The 22,366-nt window shown below is 73.1% G+C and carries 16 protein-coding genes and 2 pseudogenes; 7 read left to right on the top strand and 11 right to left on the bottom strand.

The features are described 5' to 3' along the window. The first annotated feature begins 453 nt into the window (after nt 1-453). Nucleotides 454-1,149, top strand: coding sequence for a glycerophosphodiester phosphodiesterase family protein (locus ABZV94_RS14285; RefSeq protein ID WP_356340556.1), 696 nt, complete (start codon nt 454-456; stop codon nt 1,147-1,149). A gap of 365 nt (nt 1,150-1,514) precedes the next feature. On the opposite strand, the gene ABZV94_RS14280 is transcribed toward ABZV94_RS14285, so the two are convergent. After that, nucleotides 1,515-2,435 carry a Ku protein gene (locus tag ABZV94_RS14280; RefSeq protein WP_356340555.1) on the bottom strand — a complete coding sequence of 307 codons (921 nt, stop codon included), beginning with the start codon at nt 2,433-2,435 and terminating at the stop codon, nt 1,515-1,517. Between the two features lie 713 nt (nt 2,436-3,148). Further along, nucleotides 3,149-4,000 (bottom strand): EamA family transporter, encoded by an 852-nt coding sequence (locus ABZV94_RS14275; RefSeq protein WP_356340554.1) that lies wholly within the window; start codon nt 3,998-4,000, stop codon nt 3,149-3,151. Nucleotides 4,001-4,134: 134 nt separating this feature from the next. On the opposite strand from ABZV94_RS14275, the gene ABZV94_RS14270 reads away from it, so the two are divergent. From ABZV94_RS14270 to ABZV94_RS14260, 3 genes and pseudogenes are all read left to right on the top strand, one after another. Next, entirely contained in the window at nt 4,135-5,091 is a 957-nt protein-coding gene (locus tag ABZV94_RS14270; protein ID WP_356340553.1) for a helix-turn-helix domain-containing protein, read from the top strand. Nucleotides 5,092-5,200: 109 nt separating this feature from the next. Then, nucleotides 5,201-6,198: pseudogene (gene gap, locus ABZV94_RS14265) on the top strand (type I glyceraldehyde-3-phosphate dehydrogenase). Between the two features lie 296 nt (nt 6,199-6,494). Next, nucleotides 6,495-7,364 (top strand): helix-turn-helix domain-containing protein, encoded by an 870-nt coding sequence (locus ABZV94_RS14260; protein WP_356340552.1) that lies wholly within the window; start codon nt 6,495-6,497, stop codon nt 7,362-7,364. Between the two features lie 18 nt (nt 7,365-7,382). Here ABZV94_RS14260 and ABZV94_RS14255 read toward each other — a convergent pair whose 3' ends face one another. The 6 genes from ABZV94_RS14255 to ABZV94_RS14230 all read right to left on the bottom strand — a co-directional run bounded on the left by ABZV94_RS14255 (nt 7,383) and on the right by ABZV94_RS14230 (nt 15,274). Next, nucleotides 7,383-8,573 (bottom strand): acetyl-CoA C-acyltransferase, encoded by a 1,191-nt coding sequence (locus ABZV94_RS14255; protein WP_356340551.1) that lies wholly within the window; start codon nt 8,571-8,573, stop codon nt 7,383-7,385. A gap of 47 nt (nt 8,574-8,620) precedes the next feature. Continuing rightward, the gene (locus ABZV94_RS14250) at nt 8,621-9,262 is read right to left on the bottom strand and encodes a CoA transferase subunit B (RefSeq protein WP_356340549.1); all 642 of its coding nucleotides are present in this window, start codon (nt 9,260-9,262) and stop codon (nt 8,621-8,623) included. After that, nucleotides 9,259-10,017, bottom strand: a complete 759-nt coding sequence (locus ABZV94_RS14245) for a CoA transferase subunit A (protein ID WP_356340548.1) — start codon at nt 10,015-10,017, stop codon at nt 9,259-9,261. Before ABZV94_RS14245 ends, ABZV94_RS14250 begins: the two co-directional genes overlap by 4 nt. Before the next feature lie 12 nt (nt 10,018-10,029). Continuing rightward, complete coding sequence (locus ABZV94_RS14240) at nt 10,030-11,802, bottom strand: FAD-dependent monooxygenase (protein ID WP_356340546.1); 1,773 nt, start codon at nt 11,800-11,802, stop codon at nt 10,030-10,032. Nucleotides 11,803-11,819: 17 nt separating this feature from the next. Then, entirely contained in the window at nt 11,820-13,748 is a 1,929-nt protein-coding gene (locus tag ABZV94_RS14235) for a maleylacetate reductase and hydroxyquinol 1,2-dioxygenase domain-containing protein (protein WP_356340545.1), read from the bottom strand. Nucleotides 13,749-14,632: 884 nt separating this feature from the next. Next, on the bottom strand, nt 14,633-15,274 hold the full coding sequence (locus tag ABZV94_RS14230) for a carbonic anhydrase (RefSeq protein ID WP_356340543.1): 642 nt from the start codon (nt 15,272-15,274) through the stop codon (nt 14,633-14,635). 277 nt (nt 15,275-15,551) lie between these two features. Between ABZV94_RS14230 and ABZV94_RS14225 the strand changes: the two genes are divergently transcribed. Next, entirely contained in the window at nt 15,552-16,805 is a 1,254-nt protein-coding gene (locus tag ABZV94_RS14225) for a SpoIIE family protein phosphatase (protein ID WP_356340542.1), read from the top strand. Between the two features lie 104 nt (nt 16,806-16,909). Here the strand turns inward: ABZV94_RS14225 and ABZV94_RS14220 are convergent, their stop codons facing one another. Continuing rightward, nucleotides 16,910-17,758 carry a helix-turn-helix transcriptional regulator gene (locus ABZV94_RS14220; protein WP_356340541.1) on the bottom strand — a complete coding sequence of 283 codons (849 nt, stop codon included), beginning with the start codon at nt 17,756-17,758 and terminating at the stop codon, nt 16,910-16,912. Nucleotides 17,759-17,844: 86 nt separating this feature from the next. Between ABZV94_RS14220 and ABZV94_RS14215 the strand changes: the two genes are divergently transcribed. Beyond that, nucleotides 17,845-18,807, top strand: coding sequence for an NAD(P)H-binding protein (locus ABZV94_RS14215; protein ID WP_356340540.1), 963 nt, complete (start codon nt 17,845-17,847; stop codon nt 18,805-18,807). A gap of 98 nt (nt 18,808-18,905) precedes the next feature. Then, nucleotides 18,906-19,862: an MBL fold metallo-hydrolase gene (locus tag ABZV94_RS14210; RefSeq protein ID WP_356340538.1), complete on the top strand. Its 957-nt coding sequence runs from the start codon at nt 18,906-18,908 to the stop codon at nt 19,860-19,862. Here the strand turns inward: ABZV94_RS14210 and secD are convergent. After that, nucleotides 19,783-22,047, bottom strand: coding sequence for a protein translocase subunit SecD (gene secD, locus ABZV94_RS14205; RefSeq protein ID WP_356340537.1), 2,265 nt, complete (start codon nt 22,045-22,047; stop codon nt 19,783-19,785). The two genes, ABZV94_RS14210 and secD, sit on opposite strands and share 80 nt — an antisense overlap. A 93-nt stretch (nt 22,048-22,140) precedes the next feature. After that, nucleotides 22,141-22,366 (bottom strand): annotated as a pseudogene (locus ABZV94_RS14200) (hypothetical protein); the annotation flags it as partial.

Here is a 22,366-nt window from a genome sequence, read left to right as displayed (position 1 = left end):
CTGCTCTTCCTCAGGCGACGCGGGCGAGCCGGAAGTCACCGCCACCGTGACGGCTACGAAGACGCCGGAGCTGTCCGCCGTAGAGCAACGCTCCTTGGAGCCGGGCCGCAGCCGTGGAGGGCCCCGCACTCGGCGTCCGGGGTGGATGCCGGTGAGCCCGGCTGGAATCCAGCGGCTCTGAGCGCCCCCGCTGGATGAGGCCCCGGCCCCGCCGTCACGCGGCCGAGGCGACCAAGCGACGGAGCGTCGAGGGCTGTTCACGGCTATTTGCGATCGAGACCCCACGCACCCGTCGCCCCCCCCTTTGACACGCTCCGGCGCTGTCCGGGTGGGCCGAGCGCGCGGTCGGACGGCCCATTAGGCTGGGGCGCGCCGACGGGCGGTCGCCCGCCGCCCGGCGGGTGCGGTGCTCGTACGGCTGACCGGACCACCACACCAAAGGACGGCAACCGAGTGTCTTTCTTCACCATCGGCCACCGCGGTGTCATGGCCGCCGAGCCGGAGAACACCTTGCGCTCTTTCCTGCGGGCCGAACGCGAGGGGCTGGACGGCATCGAGCTGGACTTGCACCTGAGCAAGGACGGCGAGCTGGTCGTCATGCACGACGAGACGCTGGACCGTACGACGGACGGCTCGGGTCCGATCGCCGACCTGGAGTTGCGGAAGCTCAAGGAGCTCGACGCCGGCCTCGGTGAGCGCATCCCCACGTTCGGGGAGGTGCTGGACGCCGTCGGACCGACCCTGCCGATCCAGGCGGAGATCAAGAACGTGGCCGCTGCCCGGTCGCTGGCCAAGGTGCTCGCCGACCGCGACCTGCTGGACCGGGTCTCGGTGCTGTCGTTCCACGACGAGGCGCTGTCCGAGATCCACGACCTGCTGCCGCAGGCCCGCACCGTGCTGGTGGCAGGGGCCAGCGCGCACCGCGACACCTTCGTCGGCCGCGCTCAGAAGGTCGGGGCCACCCTGGTCAGCGTGGAGTTGCGGCAGCTGAACCAAGCCATCGTGGAGAAGTGCGGCGCCGCCGGCATCGATGTGATGGCCTGGACCGTCAACGACGAACGTGACCTGGCGCTGGCCCGGGCGCTCGGCCTGGTGGGCTGCGTGACGGATCAGCCCGGCATGAAGCGGCTGGTCGAGGCCACCGCCTGACTTCGGGGCCGGAACCGAGCAGCGCGCCGGGCCCGGATCACACCTGTGTCGGGACTCGGCCGGGAACCTGGAGAAAGTGGGGAAAGTGAGGAAAGCGGAGAAAGCACCGGCCGGCGTGGCCACCGGCCGGGGCTGACCCCATGGAACGTGTGGTGGTGAAGGGCGGTCGCCTACGCGGCGAAAGGCTCTGCGGGGCTTCAGCCGAACGATCGTCCCCGCAGGCAATAGGTGAGGCCCGGGGACACAGTCCCCTTCACCACCACGTCCCTCTCAACCACATTGAGCCGGTGCGCATTCCCCGGTGGCTCCGAGCCCTGGAACCCAGGCAGTCCGAGTTCGTCACCGGTGCGCGCGGCGGTTCGGGCTCAGGCGCTGCGGGGCCGGCGGCCTGCTGTCCTCTTCGTGGCCGACTTCTTCGTCGCGGCCTTCTTGGCCTGCGGCTTCTTCGCGGCGGCCTTCTTCGGCTGCGGCAGCTCGTGCACCTCGGCCGGGCCGGCGGGCTCTCCCCGGGAGGCCTTCGCCTTCGACACCGATTCCTGCAACGCGGCCATCAGATCCAGCACCGCGGCCGGCTCCTCCGGCTCCGGTGCCTGCGGCAGCGGCCTGTCCCCCCGCTTCGCCTCGATGATCTGCGCGATGGCCTCGGTGTAGCGGTCCTGGAACTCGGGGCCTTCCAGCTCCTCCACGGTCATGGTGTCCATGAGGGCGAGCGCGCCCTCGATCTCCGCCTCCGACACCTCGGCCGGCGGCGGGAGCAGTTCGGCGGGGTCGCGGATCTCGTCGGGCCACCGCATGGCGTGCAGGACCAGCACGTCGTCGCGGACGCGCAGCAGTCCGAGCCTCTCGCGGCCGGACCAGGCGTACTTGGCGACGGCCACCTTCGACGACCGTGACAGGGCCTGCACGAGCAGCTTGTAGGGCTTGGCCGCGACCTGGCCGGCGGGCTGGAGGTAGTAGCCCTCGGCGATCCGGATCGGGTCGACCGACCCCAGCGGGACGAACGCGTCGATCTCGATCGCCTTGGCCGTCGGCAGGGGCAGGTTGCTGAGATCCTCGTCGGTGATCGGGATGACCTGCGTCTTGGTCAGCTCGTAGCCCTTGCCGATCTCCTCTTGCGACACCTCGCGGTCCTCCAGCTCGCACACCTTGCGGTAGCGGACCCGCCCCTGGTCGGTCAGGTGGTACTGGTGGAACCGGATGGAGTGGTCCTCGGTGGCGCTGACGACCTGGATCGGTACCGTGACCAGGCCGAACGAGATCGCGCCGGACCAGATCGCTCGGGGCATGGCACACCTTCCACTCGCCCCGAGCACCTCCAGCCTAGGGACGTCACCCGCAACCCGCACATGTCCGCACCACCCCTCCCGGCTGGCGCGGAGTACGCATCGGGATCTGGCCTGGGCACACGGTCGGCCGGCCGCGCCCCGGTGCCGGACGGTCGGACAACCCGTTCGGCTCCGTGTGCGTGCGCCGGTGAGGGGCACCCGCCGTGTGCGTGGGTCACTCCCTCCGGGGTGAGTGTGCCGCGGCCGGTCCCCGAGTCCGGTCGCGGCACCCGCGTAGACCACGGTCAGGATGATCCCGAGCGCGGTGAGGTAGATGCCGGTGCCGTGTGCGGCCGGCAGTACCGGCTTGCCGGAGATGACGGTGGCGAGGAGGAACAGCACGGGCAGAAAGGCGTTGCCACCGAAGATGTCGCTGATGGCCGGCTGGTAGTCGCCGAGCTCCGATCACCCAGAGGACGGCGATCGCCACCGAGGCAGGGGCCAGGCGCACGGCGTGGAGGTTCGGGGAGAGCTGGGTGCCCATGACGACCACGGCCAGGACGACCACCACCATGGCCCCTCCAGCACCAGCTGCGGACTGGCCGCGAGGCGGGTCAGCGGGGCGCGCGGGCGGACCCCCGCGGCGTCCAGGACGGCCAGGACGATGGTCTGGATGGCGATGCCGCCCAGGATGTTGCCGACCGCTACGTCGAGCTTGCGGCCGCACCCCCTGTTCAGCGCAGGGCGATGAGCGCGATGGCGGCGGCCGCGCAGACCAGTCCGGCGGTCTGGCGGCGGGTGATCCGCTCGTGCAGGAAGGCCAGTGCCAGCAGCACGGGGATGGCCGGGTAGAGCGCGGACAGCACGGTGGCCACGGCCATCAACTGGTGCCGGGTCGCGGCGAGGTACAGCAGGATGGCGACCGTCCCGACCGCACCGGCCGCGGCGGCCACCGCCGTCAGCCGGCCGGACATCCTGACCGGCGCCCCGTACAGGACCAGCACCGCGGCGATCACCGCCACGGAGGCGATCCGGCTGACGACCACGGGCCACAGGCCGCCGTCCGCGCCCACCTGCGCCATCGCCAGGAACTGCACCCCGAAGCCGGCGCTCGCGACCAGCGCCGCGGGTACGCCGACGGTCACCGGCGGGCTGATCTCCCGGGGCCGGGCCGGTCCGGACGCCTGTGCGACGAGCCACAGCGCGGGGACGGCGGCCACGATGCCGACCCAGGCGACAGCGGCCGGGCGTTCACCCAAGAAGGCCACTCCCACCAGGACGGGGACAGCGACGGCCCCCACGTCGCTCACCGGTACGACGACGCTCATCTGTCCCTGTGACATGGCCCGGTACAGAAAGGCGACCCCCACGCCCGTGCCGACGCCCGAGAGCGCACCGAACCAGTAATCGCCGGCCGTACCGACGCCCCCGGAGGACGACAGCGCCGGCAGCACCACGACGGCGGTCCCGGCGAGCTGTGCGTACAGGGCTACGGTGATGCCGTCGGCTCTGCGGGAGACGAGCCCGTTCGCGAAGTGGGTCACGCCGAAGCAGAGCGCGGAGGCCAGCGCCAGGGTCTCACCCACGGGACCTCCCCGGGGGCCACGGTCCTTTCCTGGACGACGACGCATCGGAACGCAGAGGCATGGGGACGGCTGTACCCGGGATCCCGGTGATGATGGCACCCCCGAGGGCGTCGCGCCCCGCGTAACCTCTTCCTGTGCCGGACTCCCGCCTTCGTCGCGTCGCCGTCCTCGTGCTGGAGGGTGCGAAGCCGCTCGATGTCGGAATTCCCGCGCAGGTGTTCACGACCCGCGCGAGCATGCCGTACGAGGTGCGGGTGTGCGGGGCGACACCCGGTCTCGTGACCGGTGGCGATGGCCTCGCGTACTCCGTCGCCCATGGCCTGGAGGCGCTCGCGTGGGCCGACATCGTCTTCATCCCCGGCTACCGGTTCCCGGACCGCGACGACCCTCCGCGGGCCGTCATCGACGCGCTGGTCGCCGCCCACGACCGGGGCGCGCGGCTCGCCGCCATCTCGACGGGCGCCTTCGCGCTCGCCGCCACGGGCCTGCTCGACGGCAGACGCGCCACGACGCACTGGCACTACACGCGGGCGCTGGTGGCCAGGCATCCGCTCGTCCGGGTCGACGAGAACGTGCTCTTCGTCGACGAGGGCAGCGTGCTCACCTCGGCCGGCGCCGCCTCCGGCATCGACCTGTGCCTGCACATCCTGCGCGGCGACCTCGGAGTGGCCGCGTCCAACCACGCGGCCCGGCGTCTGGTCGCGGCCCCCTACCGCAGCGGCGGCCAGGCCCAGTACGTGCCGCGCAGCGTCCCGGAGCCGCTCGGCGAGCGGTTCGCCGCGACCCGCGAGTGGGCGCTGCACCGGCTCGGTGAGCCCCTCACCCTGGACATCCTGGCGCGGCAGGCGGGGGTCTCGCCCCGCACGTTCTCCCGGCGCTTCGTCGAGGAGACCGGCTACACGCCGATGCAGTGGGTGATGAGGGCCCGCATCGACCTGGCCCGTGAACTGCTGGAGCGCTCGCAGCGCAGCGTGGAACAGATCGCCGCCGACGTCGGGCTCGGCACCGGCGCGAACCTGCGTCTGCACTTCCAGCGCATCCTCGGCACCACTCCGAGCGAGTACCGGAGCACCTTCACCCGGGGCGAGTAGCCCGTCCGGCACCAGCGGCTGGCGGGATCCTTGCGGACCATGGCGATCCCGCCACTGTCGACGGCGCCGGCCGTGGGCGAGCCTGGTCGCGAAGGAAGGGACATCATTCATGACTCGCATCGCCATCAACGGATTCGGCCGTATCGGACGCAATGTGCTGCGCGCACTGCTGGAGCGCGACAGTGCTCTGGAGATCGTCGCCGTCAACGATCTGACCGAGCCCGCCGCTCTCGCCCGGCTGCTCGCCTTCGACAGCACGGCCGGCCGGCTCGGGCGCCCGGTGACCGTCGACGGGAACACCCTCGTCGTCGACGGCCGCCGGATCGCGGTGCTGGCCGAACGGGAACCGGCGCGGCTGCCCTGGGCCGAACTCGGTGTCGACATCGTCCTGGAGGCCACCGGCCGCTTCACCGCGGCGAAGGCCGCCCGCGCGCACCTCGACGCCGGCGCGAAGAAGGTGCTCGTCAGCGCGCCGTCGGACGGTGCCGACGTCACGCTCGCGTACGGGGTCAACACGGACGCCTACGACCCGGCCGTGCACACGATCGTCTCGAACGCCTCCTGCACGACCAACGCGCTCGCGCCGCTGGCCGCGGTCCTCGACGAACTCGCGGCATCGAGCACGGGTTCATGACGACGGTGCACGCCTACACGCAGGAGCAGAACCTCCAGGACGGCCCGCACCGCGACGCCCGCCGCGCCCGGGCCGCCGGGATCAACATCGTGCCGACCACGACCGGCGCCGCCAAGGCGATCGGCCTGGTGCTGCCGAACCTCGACGGCAAACTGTCGGGCGACTCGATCCGCGTACCGGTACCGGTGGGCTCGATCGTCGAACTCAACACGACCGTCGCCCGCGACGTGACGCGCGACGAGGTGCTGGCGGCGTACCGCGCCGCGGCGGAGGGCCCGCTGGCAGGCATCCTCGAGTACTCGGACGACCCGCTCGTGTCGTCCGACATCACGGGCAACCCCGCCTCGTCGATCTTCGACTCGGCCCTCACCCGGGTCGACGGCCGCCACATCAAGGTGGTCGCGTGGTACGACAACGAGTGGGGCTTCTCCCACCGCGTGATCGACACGCTGGAGCTCCTCGCCACCCGCTGACCGCGCCGGCCGGCGCCCCTCTTCCAGCTGTGCCGGGTGCTCTCGTGGGCCGATCGGGCCGACCAGAGCACCCGGTGCGCGCTCCAGCGTCACGCGGCCGTGGAGGAGGAGAGCACTCCGGCGGAGTCCGCCCAGTGAAGATCACCGCCCCCCGTGCCGACCGCTGCCGAGGGTGGCCGCCGGCTCACGCCGCCCCCGTGTCGGCGGACAGCCGGAAAATCAGCGCGCTCCGCCTTCCGTTCCCAGCGCCACGGTTTACCATTCAACTACATCCGGTGCCACGAGGAGGTCGCACCATGGCGGAGCTGGGTCTGGCCGACACGGTCGGCATCCTGCGGCAACCCGGCGTACGGACGCGGCACAGCAGCGCCGGACTCGGGTGGGAGCGGCTGTACCTCTCCACCCAGGTGGAGCAGCCCTATCGCGCCTCCTTCGATCCGGCGCCCACGCATCTGGTGATCCTGCACCTGAACGGCCCGGTCACCGTGCGGCGGGGACGGGGGGCGGGCACCCGGTCGCGGACGATCCCGGCCGGTGGGCTCTTCCTCCAGCCGGCCGGCCGTACCCTCGCCGTCGAACTCGGCGGCATGCTGGACACGGTCCACGCCTACCTCACCGACGACGCGCTGTGCGAGGCGAACGACGGACGGCCCGTGGAACTGTCCGAGGAACTCGGCGCGAATGATCCCCTGGCCGAGCAGCTGCTGCTCGCGCTGGCCGGGGCGGTGCGCTCCTGGGAGCCGTCGGCCCGCACCTACACCGACCACCTGACGGGGATGCTCGCCGCACAGCTCGCCCGCCGGCACGGCGCCCGCGACACGGCACCGGCGGACGGCCGGTCCGGACTGTCCGCACGCCGGCTCGCCGCCGTCCGCGAGCTGATGGAGGAGCGGCTGGCCGAACCGCTGCCGATCGCGGACCTCGCCGACGCGGCCTCACTGAGCCCCAGCCAGTTCACCCGGCAGTTCCGGGTGAGCACCGGACAGTCGCCGCACCAGTTCCTGCTCGCGCTGCGTCTGGAGCGGGCGTGCCGGCTGCTGCGCACCGGTACCGACCCGATCGCCGAGGTGGCCGTCGCCTGCGGGTTCTCCCACCAGGAGCACCTCACCCGGGTGATGCGGGCCCGGCTCGGCACCACCCCCGCCGCGCTGCGCCGCTCGGGCTGACCGGGGGGGCCGCGGCCCTCAGCGTTCCAGCACCAGCGCCAGTGCCTGGCCCACCCCGATGCACAGCGCCGCCAGCCCCGTGCCCGTGCCCGCCGCGGCCAGCTGGTGCGCCACCGCTCCCGTGATGCGCGCTCCCGACGCGCCCAGCGGATGACCGATGGCGATGGCGCCGCCGCGCGGGTTGACGACGGCCGGGTCCAGCTCGGGCAGGGCGGCGAGGCAGGCCAGCGCCTGGGCCGCGTACGCCTCGTTGAGCTCCACGGTGTGCAGATCGGCGGGCGCGAGAGCCGCCTTGGCGAGCACCTTGCGGATCGCGTCGACCGGCCCGAGCCCGAAGTACTGCGGCTCGATGCCCGTGACCGCCGCCGCCCGCACCCGCGCCAGCGGCTCGCGTCCGATCGCCGCGAGGCCCGCCTCGTCGGCGAGCAGCAGTGCGGAGGCCCCGTCGTTGAGCGGCGAGGCGTTGCCGGCGGTGATGGTGCCGTCCGTACGGAACGCCGGTTTCAGCCTGGCGAGGGCGTCCAGGGAGGTGTCGTCGCGGATGTTCTCGTCGCGCGGCAGGCTGACCTTCTCGACCGGGACGACCTCCCCGTCGTAGCGGCCCTCGCGCCAGGCGCGCGCGGCGTTGCGGTGGCTGGCGAGCGCGAACGCGTCCTGCGCCTCGCGGGTGACGGCGTACTTGGCGCCGACCAGCTCGGCGCTCTCGCCCAGCGGGATGGTCCACTCCCGCGGCATCCGCGGGTTGACCATCCGCCAGCCGAGCGTCGTCGAGTACAGCTGCTGGTCCTTCGCGGGGAAGGCCCGGTCCGGCTTGGGCAGCACCCAGGGTGCGCGGCTCATGGACTCGACGCCGCCCGCGATCACGACGGAGGCGTCGCCGAGTGCGACGGCGCGGGCCGCCTGGATGACGGCTTCCATGCCGGATCCGCACAGCCGGTTGACGGTGGCGCCGGGCACGCTGACGGGGAGGCCGGCGAGCAGCACGGCCATGCGGGCGACGTCGCGGTTCTCCTCCCCCGCGCCGTTGGCGTTGCCGAGCAGCACGTCGTCGACGCGCGCCGGGTCGAGGGCGGGGCTGCGGTCGAGGAGGGCGCGCAGCACACCGGCGGCCAGGTCGTCGGGGCGTACGCCCGACAGCGCACCGCCGTAGCGTCCGAAGGGGGTCCGGACGGCGTCGACGACGTACACGTCACGCGGTCGCTCGATCATGGAGGGCTCCTGGGTGGGGGCGGATGTCGTGGGGGCGGTCGGGCGTGTCAGGGCGCCTCGGGCGGGGCCGGGGTCAGGGGTGTCAGGGCGGCGACCTCGTCGGCCGTCACGCCCGGTGCGGTTTCCACGAGGACCAGTCCGTGCGGGGTGACGTCGAGCACGCACAGGTTCGTGATGATCCGGTCCACACAGCCGCGGCCCGTGAGCGGCAGGGTGCACTCCTCGACGATCTTGGAGGCGCCGTCCTTCGCTGTGTGCTCCATCAGTACGACGATCCGGCGGACCCCGTGGACGAGGTCCATCGCACCGCCCATCCCCTTGATCATCTTTCCCGGCACCGCCCAGTTGGCGAGGTCGCCGCGGACGGAGACCTGGAGGGCGCCGAGGACGGCGGTGTCGATGTGGCCGCCGCGGATCATGCCGAAGGAGAGCGAGGAGTCGAAGAACGACGCACCCGGGAGCACGGTGACGGTCTCCTTGCCCGCGTTGATGAGATCGGCGTCGACCTCGTCGGGCGAGGGATAGGGGCCGACGCCGAGCAGGCCGTTCTCCGAGTGCAGGACGACGTCGACGTCCGGAGGCAGGAAGTCGGCGACGCGGGTGGGCAGTCCGATGCCGAGGTTGACGTAGTCGCCGTCCCGCAGTTCGCGGGCGGCGCGGGCCGCCATCTCGTCCCTGGTCCAGCTCATCGTTCCCGCACCGTTCTCTTCTCGATTCCCTTGTCGGCCGCCTGACGCGGCGTCAGTGCCACGACGCGCTGCACGAAGACCCCCGGCAGGTGCACCTCGTCGGGGTCGAGCCGCCCCGGCTCGACCAGTTCCTCCACCTCGGCCACCGTGATGCGGCCGGCCATCGCCGCCAGCGGGTTGAAGTTGCGTGCCGCGCGGTGGAACACGAGGTTGCCGTGCCGGTCCCCGCGGGCGGCCCGGACCAGCGCGTAGTCGGTGGTGATGGCGTGCTCCAGGACGTGGTCGACGCCGTCGAAGGCGCGCACCTCCTTGGGCGGCGAGGCCACGGCGACCGTGCCGTCCGGGGCGTACCGCCAGGGCAGCCCGCCCTCCGCCACCTGTGTGCCGACGCCGGCCGTCGTGTAGAAGGCGGGGATTCCGCTGCCGCCCGCCCGCAGCCGCTCGGCGAGGGTGCCCTGCGGGGTGAGTTCGACCTCCAGTTCCCCGGCGAGGTACTGACGGGCGAACTCCTTGTTGTCACCGATGTACGAACCCGTGACCCGGCCGATGCGGCCCGCCGCCAGCAGGACGCCGAGGCCCCGCCCGTCGACCCCGCAGTTGTTCGACACGACCGCGAGGCCGGTCGCCCCGGTCGCGTACAGGGCGTCGATGAGGACCTCCGGGACACCGCTCAGTCCGAAGCCTCCGACGGCGAACGACTGTCCGTCCGTCACGTCCGCCAGGGCCTCACCGGCCGTGGCCACCACCTTGTCCATCGCGTCCTCCCCCTAACGCGCCAGGACGTGCCGGAGCGCGCCGAGGAGTTCCTCCCGCGCCGCCTCACCGGTGCCGGCGGCGGTGGCCCGGCGCCAGGCGACGTGGCCGTCCGGGCGCACCAGCAGCACGCCGTCCTCGGCGATCTCGCTGACGCGGCTCCATTCGCCGTAGGCGTCACGGCAGTCGTCGTCACCGACGCGTACCACGCGCAGCGGTACTCCGAGGGTGTCGCCGCAGGCGCGCGCGGCGGTCTCCCAGACACCGCCGGACAGGCCGGTCAGCACGGTGAAGACACCGTGGCCGACGACGTCCAGCGTGGAGACGCGCTCGCCCTGTGCGTCGACCAGCCAGGCGTGCGGCAGCTTGGCTCCCGGACGGGTCGTCGGCTGGTGCACCAACTCGCGGTCGGACGCCCACACTTCGGCCGGGCCGTCGTCGGGGAGCACCGCGGTGGAGACGTACCGCTGGTTCATCTCGACGCCGTGCGCGTTGAACTCGTAGTTCTTCAGCTGGATCGCCTCTTCGAGCCGCCGCCTCTTCTTGGCGCCCTCGGGTGTCCGCGCCCGTATCGCCGTGATCCCCTCGGCGATGGCCTGCGCGTCGCTGCCGCCGCCGACGCCCAGCACGTCGAAGATCGGCCCGAACTGGTCGCGGCTGAGGTTGGCGCGTTCGACGATCTGGCGCCCCACGGGGGCGCGTTCGGCCGTGTAGCTGTCGAGCAGCGCGGGCCCCGCCTCGCCGCGGACGACCATCGCGAGCTTCCAGGCGAGGTTGTACGCGTCCTGGACGGAGGTGTTGGAGCCGAGCCCGTTGGACGGCGGATGGCGGTGGACGGCGTCTCCGGCGCAGAAGACCCTGCCGGACGAATACGCCTCGGCGTAGGCGTGGTTGACGGTCCACAGCGAGGTCGACGTGATCTCCACCGGCAGGTCGGGGTCGCCGACGAGGTCGCGCACGATCGTGCGCGCGGCTTCCTCGTCGACCCGTGGCGGGGGCTGCTCTATGTCGTAGCCCCACACCAGCAGCCACTCGTTCCACGGGCGGACCATGCGGACCAGGCCCATGCCGATGCCGCCGGTGTCCGCGCCGGGTTGCAGCACCCAGTACAGGACGCTCGGGCGGTGGGCGCAGTACCGGCTGAGGTCGGCCTTGAAGACGATGTTCATGCTGCCGGCCTTGGCCATGCGGCCGGCGAAGGGAAGGCCGAGCTGCTCGGCGACCGCGCTGCGCCCTCCGTCGGCGCCGATCAGGTAGCGGGCCCGCACGGTGAACTCGTCACCCCGGACCCGGTCGCGCAGCAGGACGGTCACCCCGTCCTCGTCCTGGTCGAAGCCGACGAACTCGGTGTCGAAGCGGACCTTGGCGCCGCGGGCCGCCGCGTTGTCGACCAGGATCGGCTCCAGGTAGGTCTGCGGCAGGTCGATCATCTGGCAGGGGCTCGCGGCGGAGTACTCGGTGGCCGTCGCCGGGCCGGTGCCCCAGCTGCGGATGCGGCCGATCTCGTCCCCCGTGAGCGCGGTGCACAGCACGGTGTCCCCCATGAGGTGGGAGGGGCTGCCGAGGGCCAGCGCCTCCGACTCGACGCCGAGGTCGCGCAGGACCTCCATGGTGCGCTGGTTGGTGATGTGGGCCCGCGGCGTGTTGGCGAGCCACCCGTACTTCGTCACGAGCAGGGTGCGGATGCCGTAGGTGGCCAGCAGCAGGGCGGCCGAGCCGCCTGCGGGGCCGCTGCCGACGACGAGGACGTCGGTGTCGTACGCGTCGAGCGGGTCGGTGGTCGTCATGGGTGGGAGCTCCTCGGTCATCCGGCCAGCGGGGCGAGTCGGAAGGTGTAGTCGAGCCGGCACCACTCGCCGTCGACCGGGCGGCCGTCGGGGGTGGGACCGGATCGCGGTGCGAAGTCGACGACGAGTTCGTCCTTGACGCCGAAGACGGTGTCGCCGTCCAGGTACGCTCCGCCGGCCACGAACAGCTGCGTGACGAGCCGGCGGTGGCCGGGCGCGTCGAACATGAAGTGGAGGTGGGGTGCGCGGTAGGGGTGGCGTCCGACCGCGTCGAGCATCTGGCCGACCGGCCCGTCGGCCGGAATCGGGTAGTGCGCGGGCAGGATGGACCAGAACGTGACCCGCCCCCGGGTGTCGCTGCGCAGGCGGGCCCGCAGCACCGGTCCCTCCAGGTCGGGGAGCTGGACGTCGTAGAAGCCGTCCTCGTTGGACTGCCACACGTCCACCACCGCGTCCTTGACCGGCTCGCCGTCGGTGTCCGTGACCCGTACGTCCACCCACAGCGGAGTGCCGTGCAGGCCGCCGGAGATGTCGCTGCCGAGCGGGGTCTCGGGCGGGCCCTCCACGTAGAAGGGGCCGAGCACCGCGGACGGAGTGGTGTCGGGCGTGCGGGAGTTGGTGAGCAGGTCCACGGCGCTGGAGACGCCGAGCGTGTCGGACAGCAGCACGAACTCCTGGCGGGTGGGGCCGCAGATCTGTCCGGTACGGGTGAGGAAGTCGATGGCGTACTGCCACTCGGCGTCGGTGACGTCGTTGTCCGCGACGAAGGTGTGCAGGTGCCTGACCAGGTCGGTCATCAGCGTACGGACCCGGGGGTCGGGGGTCCGCGCGAAGCTGGCCACCACCTCCTCGGTGAGCCGGGCCAGTTTGGCCTGCGTCGAGGGCGGCCCCTGGGGGCGGCGCCCGTGCCAGGCGCCGGCCAGCAGTTCGCCGATGCCCTCGCCGGTCAGCTCGCGCGGGTTGGGGTACGGCGTCGAGACGGCCAGTTCGGCCGCGCCTGCGAGGTCGGACTCCGCCATGCCGAGATCGCGCAGCGAGGTGGGGCCGCCCAGGGAGGCGATCAGGTCGTACACGCCGCTCGGGGCGTCGGGCACGCCCAGGGCGTCGGCGATGCGGCGCATGACCTCGGGGACGGCGGGTGCGTTGTAGGCCATGGCGTGCGGCAGCACGACGGTGTGGGTCTCGGCGTGCGGCAGGCCGAAGCTGCCGCCGAGGGTGTGGCACAGCTTGTGATGCAGGCCCATGCCGACCGTGGCGAGGCAGGTCCCGGCGAGCCAGGCGGCGTGCAGCAGGCCGGCCCGGGCCTCCGGGTCGGCCGGGTCGGCGGCCAGCCGGGGCAGTGCCCGGGCGATGCCCGAGATCGCGTCGAGGGCGTGCCGGTCCGTCACCGGGTTGGCGTCGGCCGAGTAGAGGGCCTCGACGGCGTGCGCGAGGGCGTTGACGCCGCTGGTCACCGTCATGGGCAGGGGCAGCGTGCGGGTGAAGTCGACGTCGTAGACGACCGTCTCGGGCAGGATCGCCGGGGACGACCGGGTGACCTTGCGCCCGTCCCGGGTCTCGCCGAGCACCGGGGTCACCTCGGAACCGGCGTAGGTGGTCGGCAGGATCACCTGCGGGAGGTCCGTACGCAGGGCGAGCGCCTTGGACAGGCCGGTCGTGGAGCCGCCGCCGACGGCCACGATCACGTCGGCCGAGACCCGCGTGAGCACGTCGAGCGCCTGCTCGGTCACCTCGACCGGGGTGTGCATGGCGGCACCGTCGAACTCCGCCACGACGAGGCCGGCGAGGGCCTCGCGGACCCGCGTGGCGGTCCGGGCCAGGTGCTGGCCGGACAGCAGCAGGACACGGGAGCCGCCGAGCCGCTCGACCTCCTCACGGAGCCGGCCGACCGTGCCGGGTCCGAAGACGACCCGTGAGGGACGGGATGTGTAGACGAACGTCCGCATTGACTTCTGCCTCCGCCTGTCATCCGGTGGGCGCCGATCGGTTGGACACCATGTGTGCCGATCGGTTGGACACCGAGTGTGCGGAGGAGGGCGGTGCGTCGTCCTGCACGATGCGCGCGCCGCGCTGCACGAAACGCGCGTGTGTTCCGTAGTCGGCGTCGCATCGCGCACACGGGGACGGCGCCCGTGCGTTGTCCGGCGCCAGGAGCGCCGGTCGTCCCGTCCGGTGCCCGCGCCCGCCGGGCTCCGGCATCACACCGCCCGACCGCGGGGGGCCGGGTGCGGGACGCGTACGGCGGTCGCGGACGGTGGCGTCCAGGTCAGCCAGAGCCAGCGCATGCGAGGCGCGGAGGCCGCTGACCGCTGGGCAGGGTGCGGGCGGCCTCGGCCAACGGTGCGCACAGCTGGTGCAGCCCGGCGAACGCCGCGGCGCGCACGGTGCGGCACCCCGGTGCCCGGCTCGCCAGGTACTCCGACAACGCGGTCCTGCCGATCCCGGCCTCGCCGCGCAGGACGAGCAGTCGACTGTGCCCTTCCCGGACGCTCGTCACCGGCTGATCGAGTGATACGCGCTCGCTGCGGCGGCCCCGCGGACCGGCCACGTGATCACTCCTCCGCCTTGCCACCGCCGCCGGACGGCACCGCCGGTCCAACGAGCGGGCCGCCCCACGAACGGCTCTCGCCGGCTCCGCGGGGCAGTCTCCGGGTCCGGGTCCGGGTCCGGCAAGGCTGGATCGAGTACTCGGGATCCCTCGCAGCCGGCCGCCCCGGGCACCGGGGCGGCTCCCACCAGCGGCCCGACCACGGCTGGGCGCGCGATCGGCTCCGGCCGCGGCGAGGGCGGTCAGGCCGCGGCCGGGGCGGGCGGGACACGGGCGATGCAGTCAGGACGCGGCGGGGACCGCCACGTCGAGGCCGCGCGAGGCGACGAGCTGCGCACTGCCGTCGGCCAGGCGGTAGCACAGGCCCACCACGGCGACCTCGCCGGCGGCGACCTTCTCGGCGAGCACCCGGGAGCGGTCAAGCAGCAGGTCGACGGTGTGCCTTATGTGCTCGGCGAGGATCTCGCCCGGCTCGACCCGTCCGGCGGCCCGCGCCGCCAGCACGCTCGGGGTCACCCGTTCGACGACGTCCCGGACGTACCCGGCCGGTGTCATGCCGTCCTCCAGGGCGGCGCAGGCCGCGCCGACGGCACCGCACGAGTCGTGACCGAGCACCACGACCAACGGGCAGCCCAGCACGTCCACGCCGTACTCGATGCTGCCCAGCACTTCCGCACCCACCACGTGGCCGGCGGTGCGCACGACGAACAGGTCCCCCAGGCCGCGGTCGAAGATGATCTCGGCGGCCAGCCGGGAGTCGGAGCACCCGAACAGCACGGCGAAGGGCTGCTGGGACGGGGCGATCTCGGCGCGGCGGGTGGCGTCCTGGTTCGGGTGTTCCGGTGTCCCTGCGACGAAGCGCTGGTTACCGTTCAGCAGCAGCTCGAAGGCCTCGCGGGGCGTCGGGGTCTTGATCTCGGTCATGACCGCAGCTTAGAACCCGGCACCGGACGGCGCACCGCCTGGTCCCCCGGTCATCGGCGGGTCGGCCGACGCCGGTGGCTCGGGACCGTGCCCGGGTGCCCGGCCGGGGTGCTCCCGGTCCGGAGCCCGAGGTGGGGGCGGTGGCGGGAGTGGCCGGGCCTCGGCCCTCCTCCGCCGAGCCGCCGGCGCTGCCCGGCCGCGCAGATGGCGGGCGCGGACGGGGGGCGAGCCGTAAGTTGAGGGTGAGGGCTGTTGGGGGCGGAAGGGGGTGCCACCGATGGCATCGCGGGTTGACCACGCGGCGCTGTTCGCCGCCACACCGAGCCCGTACCTGGTACTCGGCCCGGACCTGATCATCGTCGATGTGAACCAGGCCTATCTGGCGGCCACCGAACGCACCCGTAAGGACCTGCTCGGTCGGCACATCTTCAGCGCGTTCCCCGACAACCCCGCCGATCCGCACGCCGACGGGGTCCGCAACGTCGACGCCTCCCTGCACCGGGTCCTGGCCACCAGGCGGCCCGACACGATGGGCCTGCAGAGGTACGACATCCCCCTCGTGGACCGGCCGGGCGTCTTCGAGGAGCGGTGGTGGTCCCCGGTGAACACCCCCGTCCTGGGTCGGGACGGGCAGGTGGCCTACATCATCCACCGGGTCGAGGACGTCACCGCCTTCGTCAAGGCCCACAAGGCCACGCAGCCCGTCGGCGTCCGGGTGGGCCAGTCCCTGGAGGAGACCCAGGCGCTGGAGGCCGAACTGTACGCGCGGGCGCGGGAGCTGCAGCGGCTGAACGAGGAGCTGCGCCAGGCCCACACGCGCGAACGCGAGGTCGCCCTGACCCTCCAGGAAGCCATGCTCCACGCGCCCGACCTGGCCCAGCACCCGCACGACGTGACGGTGCGCTACCTGCCCGCGACGGGCTCGCTCAACGTGTGCGGCGACTGGTACGACGTCGTCGACATCGCAGCCGACCGGCTCGCGCTCGCTGTCGGCGATGTCATCGGCCACGGCCTCCAGGCCGCCGCCGTCATGGGCATGCTCCGCAGTGCCCTGTCCGCGGCCACCCGCGCCCTGGAACGCCCCGCCCAGGCACTGGAAGTCCTCGGCCTGTACGCCCGGTCCATCGAGGACGCTCTGGGCACCACCGCCGTCCAGGTGCTCACCGACACCCGCAGCCGTCTGATCACCTACAGCAACGCCGGCCACCCGCCGCCGGTGCTCCTCCATCCCGACGGCACCAACGAACTGCTCGACCAGGCCACCGACCCGCCGCTCGGCGCCCGCCCCCAGCACGTCCCCCGCCCGCAGGCCAGCCTGTCCTACAAGCCCGGCGACACCCTCGTGCTGTACACCGACGGGCTGATCGAGCGCCGCGACGAGGACATCGACGCCGGCCTGGGGCGCCTGACCGACGTCCTCGGCGAGTGCGGTCGCCTCGGCACCGAGCAACTCGCCGACACGGTCCTGGCACGCCTCGGCGTCGCGAGTGGCGGCCGGGACGACATCGCGCTGATCGTCGCCCGGCTCTGACCGGCGAGCCGTGCGGGCGAGTGCCCCACGGTCGCCGGGGCGTGGCCGGGCACCGGCCGGCCTCGTCCTCCCCCGGGCTCCTCCTCACGGGCGCCGTGACGACGTCAGCTCAGGGTGGCCAGCAGGCGCAACCGCTCCGCGGACGGGGTGCCCTCCGGTGCGCCGCTGAAGATGATGCGCACCCCGGGATCATCGGTCAGCCGGACCACTTCCTCGTCGAGCGTCATGCTGCCGACCTGCGGGTGGCGGTACTCGCGCCGCGAGGGCAGGCAGTCGCTGACCGGGTGCTCGGACCAGATCCGCACGAAGTCCGGGCTGTGAACGCTCAACTCGCCGATCAGCGCGTGCAGTCGCTGATCGTCCGGGTGATGGGCCGCGGCGTGACGCAGGTAGGCGGTGAGGTCTTTGGCCTGCGCTTCCCAGTCCGGGAAGAGATCGCGGGCCGATGGGTCGAGGAAGGTGATCCGGGCGATGTTCGGGCGGGGCGCACCGGAGGCGGCGTCCTGGGGTGCGGGCAGGTTCCACAGGGCGTACCCGAGCCGGTTGCCACCCAGGAGGTCGGCGCGCCGGCCCACGATGATCGCCGCCTGGCTGCCCGCGGCCTCGACGAGGGCCTGGACCGCGGGGCGCACCCGTTCCGGCTCGCCCAGCCGGCTGCCGGCCCTGCCGGGCCGGGCCAGCCTGACGAGGTAGGCGCGCTCGTCGGGGGTCAGTCGGAGGACGTCGGCCAGGGAGTCCAGGACCGAGTCGGAGACCTGATGGCTCTCGCCCCGCTCCAGGCGGGTGTAGTAGGTCACGCTGATGCCCGCGAGATGGGCCAGTTCCTCGCGCCGCAGGCCGGGCACGCGGCGCTGTCCGCAGGACGGCACACCCGTCTCCTCGGGGGTGAGCGCCGCCCGCCGGCTGCGCAGGAACGCCCCGAGTTCCATGGACGACGACCAGGTGCTGCTCATGCGTCGAGTGTCGCAAACAAGCCCAGCGCCGTGCCTGTCCATGGCATGGTCTGGTTGGCCGCCCGGCCCTGTCGGACGGTGGGGTCATGAACGACACACCTTCCTCCACGAGCACCGCCGCGAGCGCCTCCGCACCGCACCCGAGGGCCGAAGAGGGTCTGACCGTCGTCACGGCTGCCACCAGCGACACGGGCTCCGCCGTCGTCCGGGCCCTGCTGGACAGCGGGTCGGCGGTCGTGGCCGTGGGCCGCGATCCCGAACGGCTCCGGCCCTACGCCGAGCGCGGCGCCCGGACCCACGTCAGCCCCCTCGACGACGCGGACCGGCTGTCCGCGGCCCTGCGCGGCGCCACTGGCGCGTTCGTCATGCTGGCACCGGGCATCCTCCCGACCAGTACGGACTTCCAGGCCTATCAGCGGGCTCTGATCGCGGCGCAGGCGCAGGCCGTGCAGGAGGCCTACCGGCACGGCTCCCTTCGTCGTGTGGTGACGTTGAGCGGCTGGGCCGCGAACCACCCGGATGCGCGCGGGCCGGTCTGGGGGCTGAGGCGGCTGGAGGAGGCGATCGACGCCACCGGGGTGCCGGCGGTCCATCTGCGGGCGGGTTCGTTCATGGAGAACCTGCGGGCCGACATCAGCGCCATCCGGGCCACCGGTACCACGGGCGGTCTCGTTCCTCCGGACCTCCCCCTCCCGATGATCACCACCGCGGACGTCGGGCGGGTCGCCGCGGAGTTCCTGCGGGGTGAGCGCGCCTTCGTCCCCGGCCCGGTCGAGGTGGCCGGCCCCGCCGACCGGACCCTGGCCGAGGCCACCCGTCTGATCGGGGCCGCCGTGGGAGCCGACGGCGCCCGGTACGTTCCCCGCTCCCCCGGCGCCGTGCGCGCCGCGTTGATCGAGGCGGGCTTCAGCACGCACATGGCCGAAGGCGTCGTCGACATGACGCTCGATGTGGCGGAGGGACGCATCCGGCTGCTGGGTACGGGCCGCACGATCACCACTGCCACCACTCTCGAACAGTTCCTCGCCACCGCCACCGCCACCGCCTGACCGCCCGCCCCGCACACACACGGGACAGCTCGACGACTCGGAGGCGGCTGGCCCGTCCCTCACCGACCGACACACTCACACCTGGAGAAAGCACACCCATGTCCAGCACGTCGCCACGCCAGGCACCCGGCTTCCAGAGGTTCCACCTCGGCAGCCTCCTGGTCACAGCGCTGTACGACGGATACGTCCCCATCCTCGCCGAGGACCTGCGCTCAGAGCCGCAGGACGAGATACGCCGACGCCTGGCCGAGGCGTACCTGCCGGAGGAGGGCGACCTCCATACGGCCGTCATCGGGTTCCTCGTCGAGTACGAGGGCGGGCGGGTCCTCGTCGACGCCGGCAGCGGCGGCACGCTCGGCCCCTCGACCGGACACCTGCTGGACGGACTGTCCGCCGCCGGAGTGGCGGCCGATGACATCGAGCACGTGCTCCTCACCCATCTCCATCCCGACCACTGCGGCGGTCTCGTCACCGACGACGGCGAACCCGCCTTCCCGCACGCCACGGTTCACGTCGCCCGCGCCGAGGTCGACTACTGGCTCGACGAGAAGCTCGCACGGGCCGAGGGCGTGCAGAGGACGATCCACGAGTCGGCGATGGCCGCCCTCGCTCCCTACCGCGGGGCCGGCCGGCTCGACGCGTTCGACGAACTCCACGCGCTGCCGGGCGTGCGCTCCCTCGATCAGCACGGGCACACCGCAGGACACAGCGGCTATCTGTTCGGCGAGGACGACCAGCCCGTGCTCTTCTGGGGTGACACCGTCCACAGCCACACCGTCCAGCTGCCGTGTCCTCACGTGTCGATCGCCATCGACAGTGACGCGTCCGCTGCTGTCGAGGCGCGCGTCGGGGTACTGGACCGGGTGGCCGCCCACGGATGGTGGGTCGGGGCGGCCCATCTGCCCTTCCCCGGGCTCGGCCACCTCCGCCGCGCCGGCGACGGCTACGACTGGGTGCCGATTCACTTCAAGCCGCTCATCGCTCCCACCGGCGACGGGGTGGCCGGGCCTGGTCGACGCGCCGGTGGAGTTCCACGGCCACTGGGGCGGCGGTGAAGACGGAGGAGTACGTGCCGACCGCGAGGCCGATGAGCAGGGCCAGGGCGAAGTCGGTGAGCGAGGACCCGCCGAGCACGGCGAGCGCGGTGAGGATGAAGGCGGCGCCCATGCCGGTGTTCACGGTGCGGGGCAGGGTCTGCAGGATCGCCTGGTTCGCGATGCCGGGCAGCGGTGCTCCGGTGGCTTTGCGGGCCAGTTCCCTGACGCGGTCGAACAGGACCACGGAGTCGTTCACCGAGTAGCCGATGACGGTGAGCAGGGCCGCCAGGAACACTCCGTCGACAGGCTTGCCGAGCCAGGCGAAGACGCCGACGAGTACGACCACGTCGTGGGCGAGGGCCGTGACCGCGGCGGTGCCGAACAGCAGGCGGAAGCGCGCCGCCAGGTAGACGAGCTGCGCGCCGAGGGCCACGGCGAGCGCGATCAGGGCGCCGCGGCGCAGCTCCTGTCCGAGGCTGGGGCCGATCAGTTCGTCACGGACCTTGTCGGCCCCGCCGGCGAGGTCGCGTACGGTGCCGGTGACCGCGGTCTCCTCGGCGTTGGTCAGCTGCCCGGTGCGCACGGTCAGGCCGCTGTCGCCGGACGACTGCACGACGGCCCGGGGGAATCCGGCCTCCGCGAGCGCGGTGCGGGCCCGGTCGGCGTCGACGGGGGCGCCGGTGGCGTACTCGATGAGGCGGCCACCGGTGAACTCCACACCGAGGTCGAGACCCCGCACCGCGATGCCGGACGCGGCCAGCACGAGCACGGCGGCGGACGCGGCCAGCCAGCGGCGCGGGTGGCGCATGAGGTGGGGGTCGCGCCGGGCGAGCCGGTCGCGGACGGCGCCCGTGGTCGCGATGCCGGTGAGGCGGGGTCGGCGGCGCAGGGCGGGGCGGCCGGCGGCGTACTCGGCGAGCACCCGGGTGATCACCAGGGCGCTGAACAGGGAGGCGAGCACGCCGATGCCGAGGGTGACGCCGAAGCCGCGCACGGGACCGGACGCGAGGAAGAACAGCAGAGCGGCGGCGATCAGCGTGGTGATGTTGGAGTCGGCGATCGCGCTCAGGGCGTTGCGGAACCCGGCCGCCAGCGCCGAGCGGGCACTGGGGCGGCGGCGGGCGGCGTACTCCTCGCGGGCCCGTTCGAAGACCAGCACGTTGGCGTCCACGGCCATGCCGATCGCCAGGACGAACCCGGCCAGGCCCGGCAGGGTCAGGGTGGCGCCGAGCACGGCCAGGGCGGCGTAGGAGACCAGGCCGTAGCAGACCAGGGCGACGGCGGCCAGGACCCCCATCAGCCGGTAGACGGCGATGATGAAGAGCGAGGTCAGCACCGTGCCGATGGCCGCCGCCCAGGCGCTGGCCGTGATGGCCTGCGCGCCCAGGGTCGGGCCTACGGTGCGCTGTTCGACGGTCTCGACCGGCACGGGCAGGGCCCCGCCGTTGATGAGCAGGGAGAGCTCGCGGGCCTCCTCGGCGCCGAAGGAGCCCGTGATCTGCGTGGCGCCGTCGCGGATGCCGGTCCGGCACGCGACGGACCGGTCGACCTGCGGTGAGGAGATGACCTTGCCGTCGAGGACGATGGCGACCCGCCGCGCGGGGTCGCCCGGCGGGCGGCAGGCGGCCTCGCCGGTGAGCCGGGCCCAGCCGTCGCGGCCGGCGCCCTCGAAGCCGACGGTGACGTGCCATCCGGCGCCGCCCTGCTGGTCGAAGCGGGCGGCGGCTTCCTTGACGTGCGCGCCGGTCAGGGCCGCGGCCCCGAGGTGCAGCGGCGTGCCGGACTCATCGGGCAGGACGCGTTCCCGGGGCCGTTTCGGCAGGGGCCGGGAGCCGTCGTCCGCGCTGTCAGCGGTGCCGAGCACCGGGTGGAAGGTGAGCTGCGCGGTCCGGCCCAGGACGTCGGCGGCCTTCTTCGGGTCCTGGACGCCGGGCAGTTCGACGAGGATCCGGTCGTCGCCGGAGCGGACGAGGGTGGGTTCGGCGACGCCGAGCGCGTCGATGCGGCCACGCAGCACCTCCAGCGTGCGGTCGGTGGCCGCGCGGTCGGCGTCGGTGGTGGCGGTGGACCGGGTCTGAAGGACGATCTGGGTGCCGCCGCGCAGGTCGAGTCCGAGGCGGACCGGCACGGTGACGGCGATGTACAGGGATACGGCGATCACGGCGAGGGCGAGCAGCGCTCTCACCCGCAGGGAACGGGTCAAGGGGGGCCTCCGGCAGGCACACCACGGCCGCGGCGGCGGCCCGAGAGGGGCGCGGCCGGGGCGAGGTGGGCGGTGAGCGTAAAGGGGGTGGTGTCAGGCGCCGGAGGCCTCGGGCGGTGCCCGTCCGCGGTCACGGGGTGCGTGAGGGTCCGAGGAGGGGATGTGCCCGGTCGGCTCCGCGAGCCGTGCCGGGTGGGGCGGGGTGACGGTCGTGCCCTGGGGGCAGCCCGCGAGGTGGCAGCGCGGAGCGGGATGCTCGCGGTGCGGCTCCTGGCGCGGTGCCGCCCGGACGGCGCAGACGGGGTCGCACCCCTCGTCG

Origin of the sequence: Streptomyces sp. NPDC004658 (genome assembly GCF_040609555.1) — a bacterium.
Taxonomy (GTDB): domain Bacteria; phylum Actinomycetota; class Actinomycetes; order Streptomycetales; family Streptomycetaceae; genus Streptomyces.
The sequence above is the reverse complement of the archived record's forward strand: the minus strand, read 5'-3'. Positions and strand labels throughout refer to the sequence as shown.